Origin of the sequence: Bacillus sp. FSL K6-1145, assembly GCF_038003425.1 — a bacterium.
GTDB lineage: Bacteria > Bacillota > Bacilli > Bacillales > Bacillaceae > Bacillus > Bacillus pumilus.
The window spans coordinates 1,488,504-1,512,571 of the sequence record NZ_JBBOPC010000001.1 but is presented as its reverse complement, the minus strand read 5'-3'; the positions used below and the strand labels follow the sequence as shown (position 1 = coordinate 1,512,571).

At 44.1% G+C, this 24,068-nt stretch carries 23 protein-coding genes and 1 riboswitch; of the genes, 1 reads left to right on the top strand and 22 read right to left on the bottom strand.

All coding sequences use genetic code 11. From position 1 onward, the window contains the following. Positions 1-50 precede the first annotated feature (50 nt). From rpoZ to MHH41_RS07520, 5 genes are all read right to left on the bottom strand, one after another. Complete coding sequence (rpoZ, locus tag MHH41_RS07540) at positions 51-254, bottom strand: DNA-directed RNA polymerase subunit omega (RefSeq protein ID WP_003211647.1); 204 nt, start codon at positions 252-254, stop codon at positions 51-53. Positions 255-257: 3 nt separating this feature from the next. Next, positions 258-872 carry a guanylate kinase gene (gene gmk, locus MHH41_RS07535; RefSeq protein ID WP_003212381.1) on the bottom strand — a complete coding sequence of 205 codons (615 nt, stop codon included), beginning with the start codon at positions 870-872 and terminating at the stop codon, positions 258-260. A 9-nt stretch (positions 873-881) separates the two neighbouring features. Continuing rightward, positions 882-1,151 (bottom strand): extracellular matrix/biofilm regulator RemA, encoded by a 270-nt coding sequence (gene remA, locus MHH41_RS07530; protein WP_008344898.1) that lies wholly within the window; start codon positions 1,149-1,151, stop codon positions 882-884. 76 nt (positions 1,152-1,227) lie between these two features. Continuing rightward, positions 1,228-2,103 carry a YicC/YloC family endoribonuclease gene (locus tag MHH41_RS07525; protein WP_003211878.1) on the bottom strand — a complete coding sequence of 292 codons (876 nt, stop codon included), beginning with the start codon at positions 2,101-2,103 and terminating at the stop codon, positions 1,228-1,230. Positions 2,104-2,186: 83 nt separating this feature from the next. Next, on the bottom strand, positions 2,187-4,862 hold the full coding sequence (locus tag MHH41_RS07520) for a calcium-translocating P-type ATPase, SERCA-type (protein ID WP_212045852.1): 2,676 nt from the start codon (positions 4,860-4,862) through the stop codon (positions 2,187-2,189). Between the two features lie 164 nt (positions 4,863-5,026). Between MHH41_RS07520 and MHH41_RS07515 the strand changes: the two genes are divergently transcribed. Next, positions 5,027-6,736, top strand: a complete 1,710-nt coding sequence (locus tag MHH41_RS07515; RefSeq protein ID WP_340866045.1) for an Rqc2 family fibronectin-binding protein — start codon at positions 5,027-5,029, stop codon at positions 6,734-6,736. 30 nt (positions 6,737-6,766) lie between these two features. On the opposite strand, the gene MHH41_RS07510 is transcribed toward MHH41_RS07515, so the two are convergent. From MHH41_RS07510 to MHH41_RS07430, 17 genes are all read right to left on the bottom strand, one after another. Next, entirely contained in the window at positions 6,767-7,270 is a 504-nt protein-coding gene (locus MHH41_RS07510; protein WP_003211818.1) for a precorrin-2 dehydrogenase/sirohydrochlorin ferrochelatase family protein, read from the bottom strand. Continuing rightward, a complete protein-coding gene (locus MHH41_RS07505) occupies positions 7,251-8,036 on the bottom strand; it encodes a sirohydrochlorin chelatase (protein ID WP_340866043.1) in 786 nt (261 codons plus the stop codon). Before MHH41_RS07505 ends, MHH41_RS07510 begins: the two co-directional genes overlap by 20 nt. A gap of 74 nt (positions 8,037-8,110) precedes the next feature. Further along, positions 8,111-8,866 (bottom strand): uroporphyrinogen-III C-methyltransferase, encoded by a 756-nt coding sequence (gene cobA, locus MHH41_RS07500; protein ID WP_212045848.1) that lies wholly within the window; start codon positions 8,864-8,866, stop codon positions 8,111-8,113. 29 nt (positions 8,867-8,895) lie between these two features. Continuing rightward, a complete protein-coding gene (cysC, locus tag MHH41_RS07495) occupies positions 8,896-9,489 on the bottom strand; it encodes an adenylyl-sulfate kinase (protein WP_003212173.1) in 594 nt (197 codons plus the stop codon). A 14-nt stretch (positions 9,490-9,503) separates the two neighbouring features. Continuing rightward, positions 9,504-10,640, bottom strand: coding sequence for a sulfate adenylyltransferase (gene sat, locus MHH41_RS07490; RefSeq protein ID WP_050945075.1), 1,137 nt, complete (start codon positions 10,638-10,640; stop codon positions 9,504-9,506). A 57-nt stretch (positions 10,641-10,697) separates the two neighbouring features. Continuing rightward, a complete protein-coding gene (locus MHH41_RS07485) occupies positions 10,698-11,762 on the bottom strand; it encodes an inorganic phosphate transporter (RefSeq protein WP_003211192.1) in 1,065 nt (354 codons plus the stop codon). A gap of 13 nt (positions 11,763-11,775) precedes the next feature. Continuing rightward, complete coding sequence (locus MHH41_RS07480) at positions 11,776-12,477, bottom strand: phosphoadenylyl-sulfate reductase (RefSeq protein ID WP_003211029.1); 702 nt, start codon at positions 12,475-12,477, stop codon at positions 11,776-11,778. Beyond that, a complete protein-coding gene (locus tag MHH41_RS07475) occupies positions 12,464-12,655 on the bottom strand; it encodes a DUF2292 domain-containing protein (RefSeq protein ID WP_003211143.1) in 192 nt (63 codons plus the stop codon). Before MHH41_RS07475 ends, MHH41_RS07480 begins: the two co-directional genes overlap by 14 nt. A gap of 68 nt (positions 12,656-12,723) precedes the next feature. Continuing rightward, positions 12,724-12,826: riboswitch (SAM riboswitch) on the bottom strand. A gap of 139 nt (positions 12,827-12,965) precedes the next feature. Further along, positions 12,966-13,604 (bottom strand): orotate phosphoribosyltransferase, encoded by a 639-nt coding sequence (gene pyrE, locus MHH41_RS07470; RefSeq protein ID WP_044141967.1) that lies wholly within the window; start codon positions 13,602-13,604, stop codon positions 12,966-12,968. A 7-nt stretch (positions 13,605-13,611) separates the two neighbouring features. Next, positions 13,612-14,316, bottom strand: a complete 705-nt coding sequence (gene pyrF, locus MHH41_RS07465) for an orotidine-5'-phosphate decarboxylase (RefSeq protein WP_253622631.1) — start codon at positions 14,314-14,316, stop codon at positions 13,612-13,614. Next, positions 14,288-15,220 carry a dihydroorotate dehydrogenase gene (locus MHH41_RS07460; protein WP_050945079.1) on the bottom strand — a complete coding sequence of 311 codons (933 nt, stop codon included), beginning with the start codon at positions 15,218-15,220 and terminating at the stop codon, positions 14,288-14,290. The genes pyrF and MHH41_RS07460 overlap by 29 nt, the downstream gene beginning before the upstream one ends. Continuing rightward, positions 15,214-15,990: a dihydroorotate dehydrogenase electron transfer subunit gene (locus MHH41_RS07455; protein WP_335364992.1), complete on the bottom strand. Its 777-nt coding sequence runs from the start codon at positions 15,988-15,990 to the stop codon at positions 15,214-15,216. Before MHH41_RS07455 ends, MHH41_RS07460 begins: the two co-directional genes overlap by 7 nt. Then, on the bottom strand, positions 15,987-19,202 hold the full coding sequence (gene carB, locus MHH41_RS07450; RefSeq protein ID WP_050945080.1) for a carbamoyl-phosphate synthase (glutamine-hydrolyzing) large subunit: 3,216 nt from the start codon (positions 19,200-19,202) through the stop codon (positions 15,987-15,989). Before carB ends, MHH41_RS07455 begins: the two co-directional genes overlap by 4 nt. Continuing rightward, positions 19,187-20,281: a carbamoyl phosphate synthase small subunit gene (locus MHH41_RS07445; protein ID WP_335364993.1), complete on the bottom strand. Its 1,095-nt coding sequence runs from the start codon at positions 20,279-20,281 to the stop codon at positions 19,187-19,189. Before MHH41_RS07445 ends, carB begins: the two co-directional genes overlap by 16 nt. Then, positions 20,278-21,564 carry a dihydroorotase gene (locus MHH41_RS07440; protein WP_106033181.1) on the bottom strand — a complete coding sequence of 429 codons (1,287 nt, stop codon included), beginning with the start codon at positions 21,562-21,564 and terminating at the stop codon, positions 20,278-20,280. The genes MHH41_RS07445 and MHH41_RS07440 overlap by 4 nt, the downstream gene beginning before the upstream one ends. Beyond that, the gene (locus tag MHH41_RS07435) at positions 21,548-22,471 is read right to left on the bottom strand and encodes an aspartate carbamoyltransferase catalytic subunit (protein ID WP_050945083.1); all 924 of its coding nucleotides are present in this window, start codon (positions 22,469-22,471) and stop codon (positions 21,548-21,550) included. The genes MHH41_RS07440 and MHH41_RS07435 overlap by 17 nt, the downstream gene beginning before the upstream one ends. A 130-nt stretch (positions 22,472-22,601) precedes the next feature. Further along, positions 22,602-23,930 carry a solute carrier family 23 protein gene (locus tag MHH41_RS07430; protein ID WP_050945084.1) on the bottom strand — a complete coding sequence of 443 codons (1,329 nt, stop codon included), beginning with the start codon at positions 23,928-23,930 and terminating at the stop codon, positions 22,602-22,604. Positions 23,931-24,068: the final 138 nt, after the last annotated feature.

The following is a 24,068-nucleotide window of genomic DNA, read 5'->3' as shown; positions in this document are numbered from 1 at the left end:
TAGTTTTGACTTTTTTGAACGTATCGTATCTGCATAGCAGAAGCGATGTGTTATTCTTGATCCTCTTTTTCAAATGTCAAAAGACCGGCATCAATTTCTTCAAGTGCTTTACCTACAAATTTGTAAGATTTCGTATTTTCGATTTGCTGATCTTGGTGGATCTGCATTTCACGTGCACGACGTGCAGACACTGTCACAAGTGTGTATTTTGAATCAAGTTTGTTCATCAATGAGTCAATTGAAGGATCTAACATAGTTTATTCTACCCCCAGCATTTTTTTATATCTTGGTGCGACTCTGTCTCTGCGCAGGTGTTCTGCAAGGACGATCGCTTTGATTCTTTCACAAGCAAGCTCGACATCATCGTTTTCCACGACATAGTCGTAAGCATCCATCATTTCAATCTCTTCTTTTGCAGCAGCCATTCGATTTCGAATGAGCTCCTCAGACTCTGTACCACGTGTAATGATGCGGTTCTGAAGTTCTGAAAGACTAGGCGGTGCAAGGAAAATAAAAAGACCTTCTGGGAATGCTTCTCTTACTTGAAGTGCACCTTGCACTTCGATTTCAAGGAAAACATCTTTTCCTTCGCTTAATGTCTGTTCTACATAGTCAACAGGCGTGCCGTAGTAATTCCCGACATACTCTGCCCATTCTAACAGCTTTTTGTTTTCAATCATATGTTCAAATTCTTCCCTGGATTTAAAGAAATAATCGACACCATTTCTTTCACCTTCACGCGGTTTACGTGTTGTCACAGAAATTGAGTATTCAAATTTCGTATCTTCCTGGGAGAAAATGGCTTGTCTGACCGTTCCTTTTCCAACTCCCGAAGGTCCAGAGAGAACGATTAAAAGTCCTCTTTCTTTCATAATGGCGTATTACCCCTGCCCTTCATCTATGATTTCTTCTTTTACAGAAAGTCTTTGCGCGACAGTCTCAGGCTGAACGGCAGATAAGATGACATGGTCACTGTCCATAATGACAACAGCACGGGTTCTTCTTCCGTATGTAGCATCTATGAGCATGCCTCGATCTCTTGCGTCTTGTATCATTCGTTTAATCGGTGCTGATTCCGGACTGACGATCGAAATCATCCGATTCGCTGAAATGATGTTTCCAAATCCGATATTGATCAACTTTATGGTCATCTTCTAACGTCCCCCTGTATTATAAACGTCTCTAGTCTCGCCGAAAGAGACGTACTGTAAACAGCATACACAATGACTATTCTATATTCTGCACTTGTTCTTTTATTTTTTCAATAGCACTTTTCATTTCAACCACCAGCTTAGTTAAATGATGATGGTTCGCTTTTGAGCCAATGGTGTTCACTTCACGGTTGAGCTCCTGTACTAGAAAATCAAGTTTTCTGCCAGCAGCACCGCCTTGCATCAAGATTTGCTGGAATTGCTGAAAGTGACTTTTCAATCTCGTAATCTCTTCTGTAATGTCACAGCGGTCAGCAAAGATCGCAGCCTCTGTTGTCAATCTGCTTTCGTCAAGCGCCTCTCCGATCCATTCTTGCAATCGCTGATTGAGCCTGTCTTTATACTGACTCACAACCTCTGGTGCAAAGACTTTGATTTCTTCTGTATAGGCCTCTAATTCAGAAAGCCTCAGCTCACAGTCTTTTTGAAGTGATGTTCCCTCCTGCTCTCTCATGAAGCAAAGCTCCTTGACAGCCGTTTCACAAGCTTCCATCAGCAATTGCTCTAATTGCTCATTTCGGCTAGCCGATTCTTCTACTTGAACGGCATGCTCCAGCCCCAGTAAGTCATGTGCATGCTGAATGCCTGAAATGTGATAGCGTTTCTCGAGATCTTTTGCGGCTTTCATGTATTCATCAAGCAGCGGCCAGTCGATCTGCAAGGACCGGCTTGCTAGTTTACCGCCTTCAATCGTAACAAACAGCTCAATTCTACCGCGCTGCACGTGACGAAGAATGATTTTTTTTAATGTGTCTTCGAAATATAAAAGCGGCCTCGGCAAACGGGCATGAACCTCTTTAAAACGGTGATTGACCGATTTTAGCTCAACTGACACTGTCAGTTCTCCATCCGTTTTACTCGCTTGGCCGAATCCCGTCATACTGCGTATCATGTCAAAACACCCAATTCTTTCATATTAATAAAATGAAAAAGGTAATAGCAGACACTATTACCTCAAAATTATACCATAACGAATTATTTTTTTCTTGTCAAAAGTGATCCTGCCAGTAAAAAAGTTGGCAGTGCAGACATACCGATGATCAGCAGCCAATCAATTGGTGCAATCGCCACCGTTTTGAAAATCGGCTGAAGCGGCGGATAATAAATGACCACAAACATCAGTAAAAGTGATGACAATACCGCACCGATTAAGTAGAGATTCCCGAATGGATTGCGTTCAAAGATGGATCGTTCACTGCGGCAGTCAAATACATGAATGAGCTGCGCCAACACAAGCGTACTAAATGCAACAGTCTGTGCATATGGCAGGTTGTTTGGATCACGGTGATACACAAACATAAATGCTAAAAGGGTCGCAAGTCCAATGAGGAACCCTCTAGATACAACCTTCCAGCCAAGCCCTCTAGCAAAAATCCCCTCTTTCATATTCCTCGGCTTCCTTTTCATGACATCGCCTTCTGGCTTATCCATACCAAGCGCCATCGCCGGGAGACCATCTGTGACGAGGTTGACCCATAAAATTTGAATAGGAACGAGAGGAAGCGGAAGCGCTAGAAGCATCGCAAACAGCATAACCAAAATTTCTCCCACATTTGATGCGAGCAAATAGCGAACAAACTTACGAATGTTTTCATAAATATTTCGGCCTTCTTTAATGGCCGATTTAATGGTCGCAAAGTTGTCATCAAGTAAAATAAGAGAGGACGCTTCCTTGGCTACGTCTGTTCCAGTGATGCCCATGGAGATACCGATATCTGCTTGCTTAATTGCAGGCGCATCATTGACCCCGTCACCTGTCATCGCTACAATATGTCCATTTTTTTGATAGGCTTTCACAATTCTCAGCTTATGCTCCGGTGATACCCGTGCAAAGACGTATACATTTTCAGCCGTTTGCTCAAGCTCTTTGTCACTCAGCTGATCCAGCGCTTTTCCGTCGAGCACCTTTCCTTGCTTTGGTAAAAGGCTCAAGTCTTTTGCGATCGCTTTGGCTGTTTCCACGTGATCCCCTGTAATCATGACTGTTTTTATGCCCGCATCTCTGCACTCTTTAATCGCTCGTCTCACTTCAGGACGAGGTGGATCGATCATGCCCTCTAGTCCGATAAATGTTAAATCAGTTTCAGCCTGCTGGACAGTGGTGATTGTTTCGGTCAGACCAACTTTTTTATACGCAATGGCAATCGTTCTCAGCGCCTGTCTTGCTAAACCTTGAATCGCAGCCTCTGTTTCTTGCCTGTGAGTGGCTGAAAATGAAGCTGTGCGTCCGCCATGCATGATATGGCTTGAACGGTTCATCAGGACATCCGGCGCACCTTTTGCAATGACGTACCGCTCTTTTTGATTCGTTTCGACGACGACTGACATCATCTTTCTTTCTGAATCAAAAGGAAACTCTTCTACCACGTGAAATCCTGCTTCGATGAATTGCTCTGTAAAACCCGCTTTACGTGCTGCGGTGAGAAGTGCCCCCTCTGTCGGATCACCATCAAGCCTCATTTCGCCATCTTTTTCAACGATGGTCGATGTATTACAAAGCGCCCCATATAATAACACCTTTTGCAGACTTGGATGTTTATCTACATGGACAAGTTCTCCGTTCAAGGTGAAATCACCAGATGGCTCATAGCCCGTACCAGAAATATTCCACGTTTTGCCCTCTGCCCATACATGGGTCACAGTCATTTTATTTTGCGTCATGGTTCCTGTTTTATCTGAGCAAATGATCGACGCGCAGCCAAGAGTCTCCACCGCCGGGAGCTTTCTGACAATCGATTTTTGTTTGATCATCCGCTGCACTCCTAAGGAAAGTGCGACGGTAACAATTGCCGGCAGGCCTTCGGGAATGGCAGCAACCGCAAGTGATACTCCCGCCAGGAACATATGATACAAATCATGTCCTTGCACAACGCCAAGAACCACAACGAGCACCGTTAAAAATAAAGCAGCCACAATGAGGATTTTCCCCAGCTGTTCGAGACGTCTTTGCAGTGGTGTTTCCATATTCCCTGCAGCATCCAGCATACCGGCAATTTGTCCCATCGCTGTATTCATTCCTGTACCAATGACAACGCCCACGCCGCTTCCTCTAGTGACAAGCGTCCCCATAAAGGCCATGTTCGTCAAATCTCCAAGCGAGACATGATTGCTAGAAAGCGGACTTGCGTGTTTGACTGCTGGGATGGATTCGCCAGTGAGAGCAGACTCCTCGATTTCCAGACTCTTTGTTTCTAGTAATCTAATATCTGCCCCAATCCGGTCTCCGCTTGAAAATTTCACAATATCCCCTGGCACGAGATGTTTAGACGGGATCTTGATCCATTCATGATTTCTCCTTGCATACACATGTGGGGTTGATAATTCCTTTAGTGCTTGAAGGGATTTTTCCGCCCGGCGTTCTTGATAAAAGCCGAGCACTCCATTAATCAGAACAATCGCTACAATGGCTACTGCATCAATGTATTCGCCTAGAAAAGCAGAAATGATCGTTGCTGCAAGCAAGATTAACACCATAAAGTCTTTAAATTGCGCTAAAAAAATAATCAGAGCTGACGCCTTTTTCCCTTCCTGCAATTCGTTTGACCCGTGTTTTTCAAGCCGTTTTTGTACATCTTTTTCTGACAGTCCGTCACCTATCGATGTATTCATTGTTTTTAATAAATCGGTTTGGTTCAGTTCATGCCAATTCATTTGACCTCGTCCACTCCTCTTTTGTTCTCTCTCATATGCAGTGTTCTATAAGCCAGTTTATTCAGACTCGTCCTAAATCATGCTATAATAATAAGACTGCCTAAAGAACGAGAAATGGAAGGTTCTTTCAGTAGATTTGTGTGAAAGAAGAGGGTGTATCCAACATGTCATTTGACGGCATTTTTACATATGGTATGACAAATGAATTGCAAGAGACATTAACTGGTGGAAGAATTTCAAAAATTCATCAGCCATATAAGCACGAGCTGATTTTTCATATCCGGGCAAACGGAAAGAATCATAAGCTCCTTTTATCCGCTCATCCGAGCTATGCTAGAGTGCAGCTCACAGAGCAGCAATATGACAATCCAAGCGAACCTCCAATGTTTTGTATGCTCCTTAGAAAGCATCTTGAGGGCGGATTCATTGAGCGTTTTGAACAAATTGGATTTGACCGTGTGATCGTACTTCATGTACGAAGCCGTAATGAAATTGGCGACGAACAGACGCGAAAGCTCTACATTGAAATCATGGGAAGGCATAGTAATTTGATTCTTGTCGAAGATGATACGCAGCAGATCATCGATGGCTTGAAGCATCTTTCTCCATCTGTAAACAGCTATCGAACAGTGCTTCCTGGGCACGAATACCTTCTGCCGCCTGCGCAGCAAAAATTAAATCCGTTTGCAGTAACGAAGGACGATATTTTAAAGCATTTACGCTTTCAAGAAGGAATGATCACAAAGCAAATTGTCGATACATTCTCTGGGGTTTCTCCGCTGTTTGCAAAGGAAGCTGTTCACAGGGCCGGTCTTGCCAATCAGGAAACAATTCCAAATACATTACTCGACATGTTCCAGCTGATTCGCATGCATTCCTTTACCCCGCAGCTGACAAGAAAAGATGGGAAGGAGTATTTCTATTTATTAGAACTGCAGCATGTCCAAGGCGAAATGAAGACATTCGACTCTCTCAGCCAGCTGCTTGACCGCTTTTATTTCGGCAAAGCTGAAAGAGACAGAGTGAAACAACAAGCTTCTGACCTTGAACGGTTTGTCATAAATGAAAAAAAGAAAAATGAAAACAAGCTCAAAAAACTGAACAGAACCCTTGAAGAATCTCAAAATGCCCATAAATACCAGCTCTATGGCGAATTGCTAACAGCCAATTTATATGCCATCAAAAAAGGGGATAAAGAAGCGACTGTCATCAATTATTACGATGAAGATGGTGGAGAGATCACGATACCGCTCAAAACAAACAAAACCCCTTCTGAAAATGCGCAAGCATATTTCACAAAATATCAAAAGGCAAAAAATGCAGTGGAAGCGGTCAATGAACAAATTGAGCGGACGCATGAAGAGATTGCTTATTTTGATGAGTTGATTCAGCAGCTGTCCTCTGCCTCACCGAAGGATTTAGAGGAAATGAGAGAAGAGCTTGTTGAAGGGAAATATTTACGCGCCAAACAAAAGCGCAACGCCAAAAAGAAAAAAACGGCGGCCATTCAGCTTGAAACGTATGAATCGTCTCAAGGGATTCCGATATTAGTCGGAAAAAACAACAAACAAAACGAGTATTTAACCACAAAGGCGGCTGCCCGTGACGATATTTGGCTGCACACGAAAGATATTCCTGGATCACATGTCGTCATCCGTCATCAAACGCCTGACGAACAGACGCTACTTGAAGCGGCTCAAATCGCTGCCTACTTCTCGAAGGCAAAGGAGTCGAGCTCCGTTCCTGTCGATTACACGAAAATCCGGCATGTGAAAAAACCAAATGGAGCCAAGCCCGGATTTGTGACGTATGATCAACAGCAAACATTATTTGTCACGCCTGACGAAGATGTGGTTCTTAAGCTGCGAAAATAATAAAAGCCGATAAAATCCTTTCAAGAGATTTTATCGGCTTTTTCTTTGTTGTTTTTTTCTTTCGATATAGAGAGCATCAAGTGCATCTACATCCTCTTGTTCAAGCAATGTCTCAATTTCCGCAGCCAGCTGTTTTGTCCGGGCTGGGCTTGCACCGCTTGTAGAGACTGAAATCGTCACTTTCCCTGCTTTGACCACCTTTGGCACGATCACATTGCCAAGCTCTGATTGGCTCACACAATTCACAAGCTGGTGAGGCCGTGCTGTTTGTGCAATCCATTCATTTACCACCGGATCATTTGTAGCAGCGACAATGAAAAATGCATCCTCTACATCTTGAGCTTCCACTTTCTTTTCTTTCCAATTCAGGTTGTATGTATCAATGAGACGTGCCATCTCTTTAGAAATATCAGGACTCACGATGGTGATATGGCAAGGCTCTATGCATAGCACCTCTGCCCTTCTTGCGGCTATTTTTCCACCGCCGGCGATGAGCACTTGTTGATTGGTTAAATCAAGATGGACTGGAAGCATGGCTTTCTCCTTGGAAATGAAACACATCGTCTTTGTTTAAAATGGTTTCTTGCACGCGTTCAATATAAGCTGCTTTTACATGCGGATGAAAGCCAATATACCGGCATACCCGGACGTCTTTCAGCCTCTCTCTCGCCTGAGCCGCTTCGCTTTCAATCTCTTTCATTAAAATACCCGTAAACAACAAGTAAGGAACGAGATAAACAGGCGCATCATCATCTGCTGTTAATTTCGCAAGAACATCTCGGTAATTTGGCTCACATGCTGTAATAAAACATGGCAAGACCTCAGCAAAAGGAAGCAGGCGCCGGACATCGTCCGCAATGCCAAACACATCTCGCTTCACATCTGGATCAGAGCTTCCGCGGCCAATTAAAAGAATACGTGCTTCCCCGCCTTGATATCCTGCTTCTTCAATTCTTGCAGCAACTGCTTTTGTCACTTCTTGATTGACCCCAATTGGTTTCCCGTATGTGACCTTCACTTGCGGGTATCGTTTTTGAACTTTCTCAATCTCAACTGGAATATCTGATTTAGCATGCATAGCAGTTAAAAGGAGGAGCGGGACGATCGCAATATTTGTAGCTCCTTTGTTCACACAGGCTTCAAAGCCTTCCTCTATAGAAGGGGCTGTTAGTTCTAAAAAACAAATTTCTTGTATATCGGCTTCTACTAATGGCATACAGCTTTTCATAAAAGAAATGGCTTTATCTTGTGCTTCTTTTACCCTGCTTCCATGCCCAACATAAAGTACAGCTTGTTTCATGTGACTCCTCCTTCTTACTTGTTTTGTTCAGACGAAAAGACACGATCAATGCACGTGTCTTTTCTCTAACATTCTCAATTCTCAATGAGAGCCGGTTCAAACCAGTTCAGCTTTTGGTGAAAATGAACGACATCTCCAACAACTATTAAGCTTGGATGCTCGATGCCTTCTTTTTCAACGGTTTCAGACAGTGTCTTAACAGTGCAGCAAGTCGTCTTTTGCCTCGTCGTGGTTCCCCAGTGTATAAACGCTGCTGGCGTTTCTGGATCACGTCCATTTTTTATAAGAAGCTGCTGCACTCTTTCTACGTTTTTGACGCCCATGTAAATCACAAGGGTATCAATCCCTGTAGCCAGTGCCTCCCACTTTTCTTCAAAATGCTCATCCTTTTGATAGTGACCCGTGACAAACGCAACATTCGAGCTGAATTCACGGTGCGTCACAGGAATGCCTGCATAAGCAGCTGCTGCAATACCAGAGGTAATCCCCGGGACAACTTCATATGGAATTCCGTGCTCAGCTAAGCATTCGATTTCTTCACCGCCGCGGCCAAATACAAAGGGGTCGCCGCCTTTCAGACGGACGACAACATTCCCTTCCTTTGCATGGGTCACAAGGGCTTCATTGATGGCTTCCTGTCTCATCGTATGATGATTCGGGAGCTTGCCGCAATAGATTAATTCCGCCTCGGGTTTGGCGTGGGCGAGTATTTCTTGATTGACAAGACGATCATATAAAATGACATCTGCCTGCTGTATTGCCTTAAGGGCTTTTAATGTAATTAAGTCTGGATCCCCAGGTCCAGCCCCCACAATGTATACTTTCCCCATCGTGCTTTTCTCCCCCTGCCATCAGGCGATTATTTCGCTTTTCCCTTTACATAATCAACAAGACGCTGTTTGGACTCTTCACGCGATAATTCACCTGTATCTAGAACAAGCTCAGGTGCAGCTGGCTCTTCATAAGGTGAATCAATCCCGGTAAAAAATGGAATTTCGCCATTTCTAGCTTTTTTATATAACCCCTTTGGGTCACGCTCTTCGCATACGTTCAGATCACATTTCACAAACACTTCGTGAAATTCTCCCGCTTCAACTAACTGTCTAACAATGCGGCGGTCTTCTTGAAATGGTGAAATAAAAGCCGTGATGACAATTGTTCCTTGCTCAACAAATAATTTCGCCACTTCTCCGATACGTCGGATGTTCTCTTTTCTGTCATCATCTGAAAACCCTAAATCTTTATTCAATCCATGCCGCACATTATCGCCATCAAGAACAGTGACTTGATAACCTTGTTCAAACAGCTCTCTAGCCGCTGCATTTGCAATTGTAGATTTACCTGATCCACTTAGACCTGTGAGCCAAATAATGCCGCTTTTATGATTGTTTTTTTGTTGATATTCTTTTTTTGTAATAGATGAATCATGCCACACGATATGTTCGTTGCTCATGTCATACCCTCCCATTAAGATACCGTCGTTTTTAATCCTTCGATTAATGTTTCAATGACTTCTTTTCGGCTGAACGTGCTTGGCGGTAATTCTCCGTTTCTCAGCATCGTTCGAACCTTTGTACCTGAAAGAATGACATGCTCGCTTTTATCGTGAGGACATGTTTTTGGTGTTGCCATTGCTTCACATGTATTACAGTAGAAGCTATGTTCAAATTTTAACGGGGTAATGCCAATTTCTTCGCTTGTAAATTGTTCAAATAACTCCTGCGCCTCGTATGTGCCGTAATAATCACCAACACCTGCATGATCTCTTCCCACAATAAAGTGAGTACAACCGTAATTTTTACGAACAAGCGCGTGAAAGATTGCTTCCTTTGGTCCAGCATAACGCATTGCCGCAGGAAAAACACCTAAAAAGACGCGATCCTTTGGGTAATAACCGTTCAATAACACTTGATAGCTTTTCATTCTCACGTCTGCCGGAATATCGTCTGATTTTGTTTCACCGACAAGTGGATTTAAAAACAAACCATCGACGGTTTCAAGTGCTGTCTTTTGAATATATTCATGGGCACGGTGAACAGGGTTTCTCGTTTGGAAACCAACAATCGTTTTCCAGCCGTTCTCTTTAAAATGACGTCTTGTTTCTTCCGGCTCATACGTAAATTGAGGGAATGGTTTTTCGCTTCGTTTCGTCAGTGTAATTTTACCACCAATGTACGTATCACCGCGTTCAAATAATTTTTTCACGCCTGGATGATTGCGGTCATCAGTTTTATACACATTCACCGCTTCTTTTTCCTTATCTGGTGTGTATTGATCCTCTACTTCAATCACGCCATATACAGTTCCATTATACGATAGACGCACAATCTCGCCTCGATGGATTTCCGCTGCCTTTTCCTTTGTCACTGGCAGTGTAATAGGAAGAGACCAAACGACACCACTTGCTAGCCGCATACTGCTCACAACCGCTTCATAATCAGCTTTTGTTAAAAACCCTTCAATTGGACTATACCCGCCAATTGCTATGAGTTCAAGGTCTGCAAAAGAGATAGCATCTAGTTCAATTTCCTTTGCAGCCGTGCTGAGGTCATACTCTTCATTTACTCGATTAATTAATACGCCACCATGTGGTGTTAAACTCATTTGTTCATCTTCCTCTCAATGTTCATATTTATTAGATGTAAATAGTCGGATTTGTCGTTAAATCCCGCCGCCCTGTTCATGAATCGAGCTGCTTTCATTTTTGACTGCCTTCATCAGACTTAGCGCACCAAGTGAGGCAAGCAGTACACTCATCATGATAAAGATAGAGTAATAGTCCCCTTTTAAGAAAAGACTCACCAGCAAATACGATAGACTAAGTGATAAAAAGGGTGATACTACCCACACTTTCAGCATTTTTTTCACCACATGTTTATGAAAAATATTAGGTCCGCCTTTTGCCATGCCAAGTCCAATGATAGACGAGGAGGTGATTTGGGTAAGTGGAACTGGCAGCCCAAAAATAGAGCTGACGATGACAAGTCCAGCACCGGTACCGGAAAGCAATATCCCTTCGCCCGTTTGATAGCGGGTAATTTTCTTTCCGTTTGTTTCCAGTACTCTTCTACCAAGCAAGAGGGCTCCAATGGCGACGAAGATTCCGCCGTAAAGTGTTCCTTGCCCAACTGACAAAACGCCCGCGGCAACAAGTGGACCGACTGCATTTGCCACATTGTTCATACCTGCTGAAAATGCTTCTAAAAACCCACTAAGGATTAAAACAATGGATAAAATGACTGTTCCTTTTTTAGACAGCTTACGTTTAGGGAACATTCTGATGATTTTGACTACAACAAAGGTAAAAAGAAAGGCGACAAGCGGAATGATGACCCAAAATGCCACAATGACTAAAATGGATTTCACATACAATACTTTATATGCGACCGCGACACCAACTACAGCTCCTACTGTCACCTCACTCGTTGATAAAGGGATGGCCATCAGATTCGCTATAAAGAGTGATAATGCAGCAGAACCAATAATAATACAAACAATTTCAAGTGTAATGACGGATTCAGGCATAATTCCAGAGCTAATCGTTTTGACAACCTCACCACCGCCAATAACTGAACCTGCTAAAATCCCAACTGCACATACACTGAGTGCATAGATCGGCTTTCGAATCGCACCTGATCCGTACGCGATCCCCATCGAAGCTGCTGCACCACTCGCGCCAATGTTTAGAGCGAAAAATAAACTAAATAAAATTGCGGCAATTTCCATACACTATGCTCCCTTACTCATGTAATCCGCACTCAGTCTTAGCTGTGCCTGACCATCTGCCTGACCGCAGATCCTCGGCAGTAAATGCTGGCTGTGTACACGGGGCACACCCGATACTTGGATATCCCTGATCATGTAGCGGATTATAAGTAAGTTCCTCTCTAGATGCATATCTCCATATGTCCTTCCACGTCCAGTGGATAAGCGGACATACTTTCACTGATTTGAATTTTTCATCCTTATTTAAAAAGTTCGTCCCTGCTCGCTTAGGAGACTGCTCTCTCCTTAAGCCAGAAAGCCATGCCGGATAGCCAGATAGCGCTTCTTGCAAAGGAATGACCTTACGCATATGACAGCAGCTTTGAGGATCTGTTTTCCATAGTTGATCACCATGCTGCTCGTTTTGCTCCTCAACCGTCAGCTCAGGGGTTTTCAGCACAATATCTAAACCCGGGTATCTTTCCTTTACCGCATCAATTGTGTCGTACGTTTCCTTAAAATGCAGACCTGTATCTAAAAAGACAATTCTTGCATCCTTTTTTACTTTCGCAATCAAATCAATGAGGACGATGCCTTCAATACCAAAACTGCATGCATAAACGAGCTGATCACCATAATGACCGTATGCCCATTTCAGCACAGATAAGGCCCCTTTATACAAATCATCTTCTTGAAATGTAATGGACGGCTCTTGCCAATTTTCATAAGTTAACATTGTTTCTCCCCTTCCGGAGTATCACTACTCTCCGCACTACGTCAACTGAATTTTTTCTGTCTTCTTCCACTTGGATCACTTGACCGTCCTGAACAATCAGTGTAACTAAACTGAATTCATATCCCCAATCAGTTTCTGCATAGGCTTCAATTAAGTCTTCATCCTGCTTTTGCTTCACTTCCCCCTCACCGTTAAAATAAAAAAACTTCCTTTCAGTCCGAAAGAAAGATGAGGAAGCTCACGATTTCCTTATCTTTCAAAATAGAATCATTTTGCAGGAAGTAGCACCTTGCAAATCGCAGGTTGCCGGGCTTCATCGGGCCAGTCCCTCCACCTCTCTGGATAAGTGTTTTAATTTGTCTTAAATATTAACACAATTCAAACAAAAGTCAACCCGACTTTATTGATAGGATTAGTTTTTATTTAAATTTGAGTCTATTTTACTATTTTTAACCAAATAAAAAAGCTGTGCGGGGAGGCGCAGCTTTTTAGACGGTTTCTTCCATCCAAGATTCAGAGGAAGGATCTTGTCTCCAGCGTTTCAATTTATTCATAGCAGAAGGCTCAATCGCTTTCAGCTCAAGTGCCACGTCTGTCAGGGTGTCATAGTCTGTTAGGGTGACATATGGAATGTTTTTCTCTTGGAATGCTGCCGCAGCTTTTGGCAGACCGTATGTGAAGATCGCAGCAACGCCTAGTACGTCACAGCCCGCTTCTTGAAGAGCAGCGACCACTTCAAGCACACTGCCTCCTGTTGAAATCAGATCTTCTACGACGACCACCTTTTGGCCCTTTGATACGGCACCTTCAATTTGATTTCCTTTTCCATGTGCTTTTGGCTTACTTCTGACATAACACATCGGGACGTTTAGACGATCTGCTGCTAATGCCGCATGCGGGATGCCTGCTGTTGCAGTACCAGCAATCACCTCCGCTCCCTCAAAATGAGTGAGAATCAACTCTTTAAGACCTTCAGCAATGTCGTGTCTAACTTCTGGATAGGACAAGGTGAGACGGTTGTCACAATAGATCGGTGATTTGATACCGCTTGCCCATGTAAACGGTTCGTCTGGTTTCAATGAGACCGCTTTGATTTGTAATAGGTGTTTAGCAATTTTTGTTTTCATCTGGCAGTCACTCCCACTCTTTCAAAATTTGATGATAGGCTTCCAATGGTTTTTCAGCTTTTGTGATTGACCTTCCGACAACAATTTGTGAAACACCTTGCTCTTTTGCATAAGCAGGGGTTGCCACACGCTTTTGATCATCGGTTTGATCATTTAGTAAACGAATCCCTGGCGTAACAGTGAGGAAGTCAGGTGAGATGTGCTCATGAAGGGCTTTGGATTCATGAACAGAGCAAACAACACCGTCTAGTCCACTTTCATGTGCCAATTGACCGTACCGGATGACAGTCTCTTGCAGCGGACGGTCTATGAGTAATTCGCTTCTCATCATGTCTTCAGATGTACTGGTCAGCTGAGTCACTGCAATAATGCCCGGACGTTTTTGCCCAGCAGGCGTTCCGTTTTCAAGCCCTTCTAACGCAGCTTGCATCATCTGTTTCCCGCCAGCAGCATGTACATTGACTAGATCAACGCCAAGTGCGGCAAGCCGGTTCATTGCTTTTTGCACCGTTGTTGGAATGTCATGTAATTTGAGGTCGAGGAAAATGTGGCAATTTTTTTCTTTAAGTGCGTCAAGGATGGCAGGTCCTTCTTGGTAAAACAGCTCCATGCCGACCTTCACAAATAATGGTGTCCCTTCAAAGGGTTCTAAAAAGGCAAGCGCCTCCTGCCCTGATGGAAAATCAAGCGCGATGATGGGCAAGTGCTTCATATTTCCAGCTCCTTCCGATACATTCCTCTACAGATGAATACCCATAGGCTGCTAATACATTTGGCAGTTCTTCTATGATTTCTGGGCAAATAAATGGGTTTACAAAATTGGCTGTGCCAACAGCTACTGCACTCGCACCTGCTAGTAAAAATTCAAGTACATCTTCAGCATTTTGCACTCCGCCCATTCCGATAATCGGGATAGAAACCGCTTGACTGACCTCATGTACCATGCGCACAGCGACAGGTTTGACCGCAGGGCCTGATAATCCGCCTGTTTTATTGGCAAGAATCGGTTTCCCTGTTTTTAAATCTAAACGCATACCGATTAACGTGTTAATCATCGTGAGTCCATCCGCTCCAGCACATTCAATCGCTTGAGCAATCTCTACAATATTAGCTACGTTAGGAGACAGTTTGACATAGACAGGAACGGAGGACACGTCCTTCACCGCTTTTGTCAATGCTGCTGCCATTTGAGGATCTGTACCAAAGGCAATTCCGCCCGTTTTGACATTCGGACACGAGATATTCAGTTCAAGGGCATGGACATTTTTTGCTTGGCTGATCTGCTTCGCTACTTCAACATAATCATCGACCTGTGAGCCAGCGACGTTTGCAATAATAGGCGTATCAAACTGCTCAAGCCAAGGCAATTCATTTTCCAGCACGCCTTTTAGGCCAGGATTTTGAAGACCGATGGCATTGAGCATCCCGGCACCTGTCTCCGCTACCCTTGGTGTCGGGTTGCCAAATCTCGGCTCTAAGGTTGTGGCTTTAATCATGATACCGCCAAGCACGGATAAGTCGTATAATGAAGCAAATTCTCTCCCGAATCCAAAGCAGCCTGATGCAGGGATAATCGGATTCTTTAAAGATAAGCCGGGTAACTCAACGTTTAGCATGACAACGCCACCTCCTCTGCTTTAAATACAGGTCCGTCCAGACAGACTTTGACGTAAGCTTTTTCGTGCTGATCGGTATGACAGACACATGCAAAGCAAGCACCAATTCCGCAGCCCATTCGTTCTTCCATTGAAATGTAGACAGGCTTATCGGGGTAAGAGTATTTTAGTGCTTTTAACATAGGGGTCGGCCCGCAGGAAAGCATGACATCAAAGCTCAAATCATTCTCTTCAATGACACTTGTCACGAAGCCCTTTGCGCCATATGTCCCATCAACTGTTGCGATAAATGTATCTCCGAGTGCTTGGAATTTCTCCTCGTAAAATACATCCTTTTTCGATTGAAAGCCAAGGACATGCTTGACGATGACGCCTTTTTTCGTTAAACGTTTGGACAGCTCATATAAAGGCGGTACTCCAATTCCACCACCGACTAGTAACGCTGTCTGACCTGGCTGAACAACTGAAGGATCGTACCCGTTGCCAAGCGGCCCTAAGACATCGATGGATTCCCCATCCCGCCTTTGGGAAAGAAGCTTTGTGCCCTCTCCCTCTGCGCGATAGATGATGGTTGCTTCTTGCTTCTCGGCATGAATATTGGCAATACTGATCGGTCTTCTCAGCAGCGGTGTCATGGACTCGCTGACCTTGATATGAAGAAATTGTCCAGCCGTTTGAAAGGAGTCCACAAGGTCACCTTTTAATGTCATTTCGTAAATATGATCAGCGATCTCTCGATTTGAGACGACCGTCAAGTATGCTTTTTTCATATCGTTACTGTCACCTCAGCATTCGTTTTCACTTCTGGCATTTCGTCCGCTCTAAATGTCATGCTTTCTAGTACTCTTAAAATCGCTTCTGCTGTATCTAGCGACGTTAAGCAAGCTACGCCATTTTCAACAGCTTCACGTCTGATTCTAAAGCCGTCTCTTGCCGGCTGTTTTCCTTTTGTCAGAGTGTTGATGACAAATTGGGCTTCCCCGTTTCGAATGACATCGAGAAGGTTTTTGCCTTCTTCTCCTATTTTGCCGACAACACTTGATGGGATGGAGGCTTGTTTTAAGTAATTCGCTGTTCCTTCTGTCGCTAAAATATGGTAGCCGATTGAATGGAATCTTCTCGCAATCTCCAGTCCTTCTTCTTTATCCTTATCAGCAACTGTCAGAAGAACTGTCCCGTCTTTAGGAATTTGAATGCCTGATGCAATTAATCCTTTGTAGAGAGCTTTTTCAATTGTGACATCTTTCCCCATGACTTCACCTGTCGATTTCATTTCAGGTCCGAGTGTAATATCGACTCTTCTTAGTTTTGCAAAAGAGAAGACTGGAACTTTGACGTACACCCCTTCTTGTTCTGTGTGAAGTCCTTCTTCGTAGCCATAGTTTTTGAGTTTTTCTCCTAAAATGACTTTTGTCGCCAGGTTGGCCATCGGGATGCCTGTGATTTTACTTAAGAAAGGAACAGTCCGGCTTGAACGCGGGTTCACTTCAAGTACGAACACTTCACCTTTTGAGAGAACAAATTGAATGTTTAGCAGCCCAATAATGTTGAGTCCTTTTGCAAGCTTGATCGTGTATTCTGCGATCTTCGCTTTGATCTCTTCAGACAATGTTTGCGGCGGGTAAACCGCAATCGAGTCACCAGAGTGAACCCCGGCTCTTTCAATGTGTTCCATAATGCCAGGGATCACGACAGTTTCGCCATCAGACACGGCATCTACTTCGATTTCTTTTCCTGTTAAATATTTGTCAATTAAGACTGGGTGCTGCGGATTGACTTTCACTGCATTCTCCATGTAGTGAAGAAGCTCGGCTTCTTGATAAACAATTTCCATCGCACGACCGCCTAATACATAGGAAGGACGGACAAGGACTGGGTAGCCGATCTGATTGGCAATCGCTACAGCTTGAGGCACAGAAGTAGCTGTTTTTCCTTTAGGCTGCGGCACGCCGAGTGCTTCTAATGTTTGTTCAAACTTGTCCCTGTTTTCAGCTCGGTCTAGGTCTTCAAGAGAAGTGCCCAGAATCTTCACCCCTCTATTTGATAATTCATCTGCTAGGTTGATTGCTGTTTGACCGCCGAACTGGACAACGACTCCTTCAGGTTGCTCTAGATCGATGATGTGCATCACATCTTCTACAGTGAGTGGTTCAAAGTAGAGCTTGTCCGAAATACTAAAGTCTGTTGAGACCGTTTCAGGGTTGTTGTTAATAATGATTGCTTCATACCCTGCTTGTTTAATTGCCCACACAGAATGAACGGTCGCATAATCAAATTCTACTCCTTGACCGATTCTGATAGGACCTGAGCCTAATACGATGACGCTTTTCTTGTCTGTACGTTCTGATTCATTTTCATCTTCATATGTGCTGTAGAAATATGGCGTCTCGGATTCAAATTCAGCCGCACAAGTATCTACCATTTTGTAAACAGGTACGATGCTTGCTTCTTGTCTTAGCGTATAGACATCCGCTTCATTCATATTCCACTCGCGGCTAATATAGATGTCTGAGAAGCCTTTTTCTTTCGCTTCTTTTAATACGTCTGTATTGCCTTTGTTTTCTTTTAATGTCTTTTCAAAAGCGATGATGCCTTCCAGTTTATGAAGGAAGAAGTAATCAATTTTTGAGAACTCATGTATTTGTTCAACCGTATAGCCTCTTCTAAGTGCCTCGGCGATATAGAATAATCGTTCGTCTCCCGCCTTGATAATCCGCTTTTCAAGCACTTCGTTTGTGATATCTGCTTCATCTTTTAATTCAATGTGGTGCACATCCGCTTCAAGTGAACGAACAGCCTTTAGAAGAGACTCTTCTAATGTACGACCGATCGCCATTACTTCACCCGTTGCTTTCATTTGCGTACCAAGACGTCTGTTGGCCGATTCGAATTTATCAAACGGCCAGCGCGGAATTTTAGACACAATATAGTCGAGTGCCGGTTCGAAGGCGGCATAGGTTTTACCTGTGACTGGGTTCATCATTTCATCAAGCGTTAAGCCGACAGCAATTTTCGCTGCAAGTTTGGCAATTGGATAACCAGTTGCTTTCGAAGCAAGTGCAGAAGAGCGACTCACGCGCGGATTTACTTCGATGATATAGTATTGAAAGCTGTCTGGATCAATTGCCAGCTGTACGTTACATCCGCCTTCAATCCCAAGTGCCCGGATCAGCTTGAGCGACACATTGCGAAGCAGCTGATATTCACGGTCACTTAACGTTTGGCTTGGCGCCACAACGATACTGTCTCCTGTGTGGATACCGACTGGATCAAAGTTTTCCATGTTACAAACAACGATCGCATGATCACCGCTATCACGCATGACTTCATATTCAATTTCTTTAAAGCCTGCAATACTTTTTTCAAGTAAGCATTGTGTGACTGGGCTTAGCTTCAAACCGTTTTCGACGATTTCCTTCAGCTCTTGCTCGTTTGTACAAATTCCGCCGCCTGTTCCGCCTAATGTATAAGCTGGTCTCACAATGACAGGGAAACCAATTTGATTCGTAAACGCCATCGCTTCTTCTAGGTTATGGATGATTTCACTTTCTGGTACAGGCTCATTTAGTTCATTCATCAAATTACGGAATAGATCTCTGTCCTCTGCTTTTTGAATAGCTGAAAGTTTTGTTCCTAATACTTCAACACCACATTCAGCTAATACGCCAAGGTCTGATAATTCAACAGCAAGGTTAAGTCCAGTTTGTCCGCCAAGTGTTGGCAAGATCGCATCAGGACGTTCTTTTCGAATGATTCGTGTTAAGAATTCTGGTGTCAGTGGTTCGATGTATACCTTATCGGCCATTTCTGTATCTGTCATGATGGTCGCTGGATTGGAATTCACAAGAACGACTTCATAGCCTTCTTCTTTCAGTGCTAAGCAAGCCTGTGTGCCTGCATAGTCAAACTCAGCTGCCTGACCAATGATGATTGGACCTGAACCGATAACTAAAATCTTTTTGATGTCTACGCGTTTTGGCATACTTCTTCCCCTTCTTTCTCAGTTGTATGAATCATGTCCATGAACTGGTCGAATAAGTAGTTCGCATCTTCTGGACCTGGTGATGCTTCTGGGTGGTACTGGACAGTGAATGCTGGTGCTTCTTTATGTTTTAAGCCTTCAATTGTATTGTCGTTTAGTGCGATGTGTGTGACTTCGAGCACGTCCTCGTTAATGGCACTAACTGTGTAGCCGTGGTTTTGAGCTGTCAGGGTGACCTTGCCGGTTGCTAGTTCTTTCACTGGGTGATTCGATCCTCTGTGACCGAATTTCATTTTTTCAGTACTTGCGCCGCATGCAAGCGCGAATAATTGATGTCCAAGGCAAATGCCAAAGAGTGGAACTTTTCCAATCAATTGCTGAATCATCTCGACTGCTTCCGGTACATCAACAGGATCCCCAGGGCCGTTTGAAAGCATGATTCCATCAGGCTTTAACTGTAGCACTTCATCTGCCTTGATATTGTACGGCACCACGATGACATCACAGTCCCGTTTATTGAGCTCGCGCAAAATGCCGTGCTTCATGCCGAAATCGACAAGGACAATTCTTTTTCCTCTTCCTGGGCTTGGATACGCATTTTTCACAGAAACTTGACTCACTTGATCTGTTGGCTGCTGCATTGTTTGAAGGCGGCGCACCACGTCTTCCACTTGTTCATCCGGTCCTGCAAATGCCCCTCTTAATGTGCCTGCACTTCGAATCATGCGTGTCAGCTTGCGTGTATCAATACCGCTAAGCCCTGGAATGTTTTTCATTTTTAAATACTCATCAAGCGAGTATGCAGAGCGCCAGTTTGAGGGCTTTTCACAAAGTTCCTTCACAATCAGCCCTTTGACAAATGGTGTGATCGATTCAAAATCATCACGATTAATCCCATAGTTGCCGATAAGCGGGTAAGTGAGTGTGACAATTTGTCCGCAGTATGATGGATCAGACAAAATTTCTTGATAGCCTGTCATCCCTGTATTAAAGACGACTTCTCCGACTGACGATTCTAAGCTGCCAAAACCTGTTCCTTCGAATACTGTTCCGTTTTCTAGCACTAAGCGTCTCTTCATTTTACTAGTCTCCCCTCTTCATACACGACTTTCCCAGATGCAAGTGTCATGACCGGCCATCCTGATACAGTCAATTTGTCAAACGGTGTATTTTGTCCTTTTGATAAGAAGCTCTTTTTATCGATTGCCATTTCTTTGTTTAGATCAATGAGTGTAATATCAGCTGTTTGTCCTTCTTCCAGCTTTCCATAAGGAAGGGAGAAGGCTTCTGCTGGCTTGATCGTCATATAATCAACGAGTTTTTTTAATGTCCATTCGCCTGTTTTGACAAATCGCGTGTAAAGAAGCGGGAACGCTGTTTCAAGCCCAACTATTCCAAAAGGTGCGCGTTGCATCGTTTCGTTCTTTTCTTCTTCTGTATGCGGTGCATGGTCTGTTGCGATGAAATCAATCGTTCCATCTAACAGTCCCTCGATTAGTGCCTCGCGATCCTCTTTTCCTCTAAGAGGCGGGTTCATTTTATAGTTCGTATCAAGCCCTGGGATGTCTGCATCACATAGGAGCAGGTGATGCGGTGACACCTCTGCCGTCACACGGATGCCTGCTTTTTTTGCATCGCGAACGACTCGCACAGATTCTTTCGTACTGATATGACATACATGATAATGACAGTTCGCTGCTTCTGCTAAAAGAACATCTCTTGCAATATGCACCGATTCACAAATGGACGGTATTCCGTTTAATTCATTCGCTTTTGAAAATTCTCCTTCATGAACGCATCCTCCGTAAATGAGCGAGTTATCCTCACAGTGCGCGACAATGGCTTGATCAAGACTTGCTGCCTTTTTCATCGCTTCGTACATCATACCTGCTGTTTGGATGCCAACCCCGTCATCTGTGAAAGCGAAGGCGCCTGCTTCTTTTAGTGCTGCAAAGTCTGTCATCTCTTCCCCAATTTGTCTAGTTGTGATGGAGGCGTATGGCAGTACTCTGACAGAAGAGGTCTCTTCGATTCGATTCATGAGCCATTCCATTTGCTCTTTTGTATCTGGAACTGGGCGTGTATTCGGCATCGCTGCAATCGTCGTATAACCGCCTCTTGCTGCTGCTTTAGAGCCTGTTTCAATCGTTTCCTTTTTCTCTCCGCCTGGCTCTCTTAAATGTACATGCAGATCAATTAAGCCTGGTGAAACAAATAGCCCTTTAGCATCAATGACCTCTTCTCCGTCTTCTCTTTCTAAGTGACCAATCGCTTGAATCACTTTTCCTTCTACCCTAATATCCTGCTGCACTTTTTCACCTGTGCTTGTTAAGATAAAACCGTTTTTAATGAGATACGACATAGACAGAATCTCTCCCTTTTTGATGTAGTCTGCTATTTTGAAAAGCTCTTTTTAATACCGCCATTCGGACATAAACGCCATTTTCCATTTGCTTGAAAATTCGTGACTGCTTTGATTCCACTAAAGAATCATCTATCTCCACACCTCTGTTTACTGGTGCTGGATGCATGATAATGGCTCGTTCTTTCATGTTGTTTGCTCTGTTTACTGTTAATCCATAAGTCGATAAGTAATCTTCATTGCCCATTTTTTTAGCGTGCCGTTCATGCTGGATTCTAAGCAGCATCACCACATCAGATTGTCTAATGGCTTCGTCTACTTGGACATACGTTCCGTGAGGATTTTGCTCATCTTGGAAGGAAGCAGGTCCTGAGAAAAGGACTGTCGCTCCGAGCCTTGAGAGTACTTCCGCATTCGACCTTGCCACCCTGCTGTGCTTGATGTCTCCATGAATCGAAATCGTTAAGCCCTCAAAGCCGCCAAACTCTTCATAGATGGTCATTAGGTCAAGCAGTGATTGGGTCGGGTGCTGCCCGCAGCCATCTCCAGCATTGATGATGGGAATCCCAACCTTCCCGATCAGTTCGTTGTAATATTCATCGGTGCTGTCTCTGATCACACAAGCTTTCACGCCGATGGATTCGAGCGTTTTTACCGTATCGTAAAGAGTTTCGCCTTTTTGAACAGAGGTGCTTGCCGCATCTAAGCTTAGTACATTCATCCCCAGCTTCTTTTCGGCGACTTCGAAGCTAAATCGTGTTCTTGTGCTTGGTTCAAAAAAGAGATTTGCTACAAATTCTCCCGCTAAACCAAGCTCTTGCTTCCCCTTTTTGAGAGCCGTTGCTTCTTCAATCAGCTGTAAAATCTCTTCTTTAGATAAGCTGCTCATTGTCGATAGATCATTCATTTTTTCTTCCCCCTCTAGTTTTTCATCACTTTCAGGTTCAAAAAAACCCTAAGCCTCGGCAGCTTAGGGTTCTCCAAAAGAAGCAGCGGCACGTTCGTGCATTCTGCTCATTTTAGAACCCTTGTCAGCCTCACTGGACTTCTTTTAAAAGGTTTTCTGTATTCGATTCATTTGACTCGTCATCCTCCGCTTTTTGTTGCGGCAGGATCAGGTTCAACAGGACACCCGTGATGGCAGCAAGTGCCATTCCAGATAGTGTGAGGTTGATTTGTTTCACCTCAATGAATGCCCCGCCAATTCCGATGACTAAGATGACTGATGCGATAATGAGATTACGCTTTTCTTCAAAATTCACTTTATGATCAATCAGGATTCTCAGGCCGCTTGAGGCAATGATCCCAAAGAGCAAGAATGAAACGCCTCCCATGACCGCGGACGGCACTGTACTGATTAATGCTGAGATTTTTCCGACAAAGCCGAAGCAGATTGCAAACACTGCTGCTCCGCCGATGACGAAGATACTGAACACTCTTGTGATGGCAAGGACGCCGATGTTCTCTCCATACGTTGTTGTCGGCGGTCCGCCAATGAGTGAAGCGAAGATTGTCGCCGCACTGTCTCCTAAAATGGAGCGGTGAAGACCAGGTTTTTTAATGAAATCTTGCCCTACAACTTTACTTAACACCACTTGGTGGCCGATGTGCTCAGACATTGTCACAAAGGCAACCGGCACCATTACGGTGAGAATGCTTAAAGTCACAGCTGGTGTGTAGTCCACAAATGGTACAACGAAGTCTGGTACAGCAAACCATTTTGCATCAATGACCGGCTGGAAGTTCACAATGCCTTGTGATAAGGCAAAGAGATAGCCGCTGATAATGCCGATTAATACTGGGATCAAGCTAAGGAATCCTCTTAGGAAAATCATGCTGATAATCGTGACAGCCAGTGTGAAGCCGGCGACCATTAGGTGCTTCAGGCTGTAAACAAGCTCGGTTGCATTCGGATCAGCATACATCGCCATGTTGACAGCTGTTCCAGCGAGTCCGAGTCCGATGACCATAATGACCGGCCCTACGACGACCGGCGGTAGAAGTTTCATCAGCCAGCCTGTGCCGAGCCATTTAATAAATAGTGCAATGAGTGCATAAGCGACACCCGCCATGAAGGCACCGACCATGGCGGCTCCAGGGCCGCCTGTGGCTTTCACATTCAGTATGGGGGCGATAAAGGCAAAGGACGATCCAAGATACGCTGGAATTTGACCTCTTGTGATAATTAAGTAAACTATGGTTCCAACACCACTTGAGATGAGCGCGACCGCTGGACTCATATCGATGATTTTTGGTACTAGAATGGTTGCACCAAACATGGCAAACAAATGCTGAAGGCTAAGTGACAGCCATGTGAACGGTTTTGGGATATCTCGAATGCCTAAATTGGCTTTTTGCTGACTCATGATTTTCCTCCTAGATGTGTCCTTTTTCATTAAAAAAGCCTCTTTGCGAGTATGCGCAAAGAGGCCTAGAAAAACCGTACACGTCATGTTTGCCGTGCTTGGTATCTCTGTTATTGCCCTCTTTGCAAACTCTCTGGA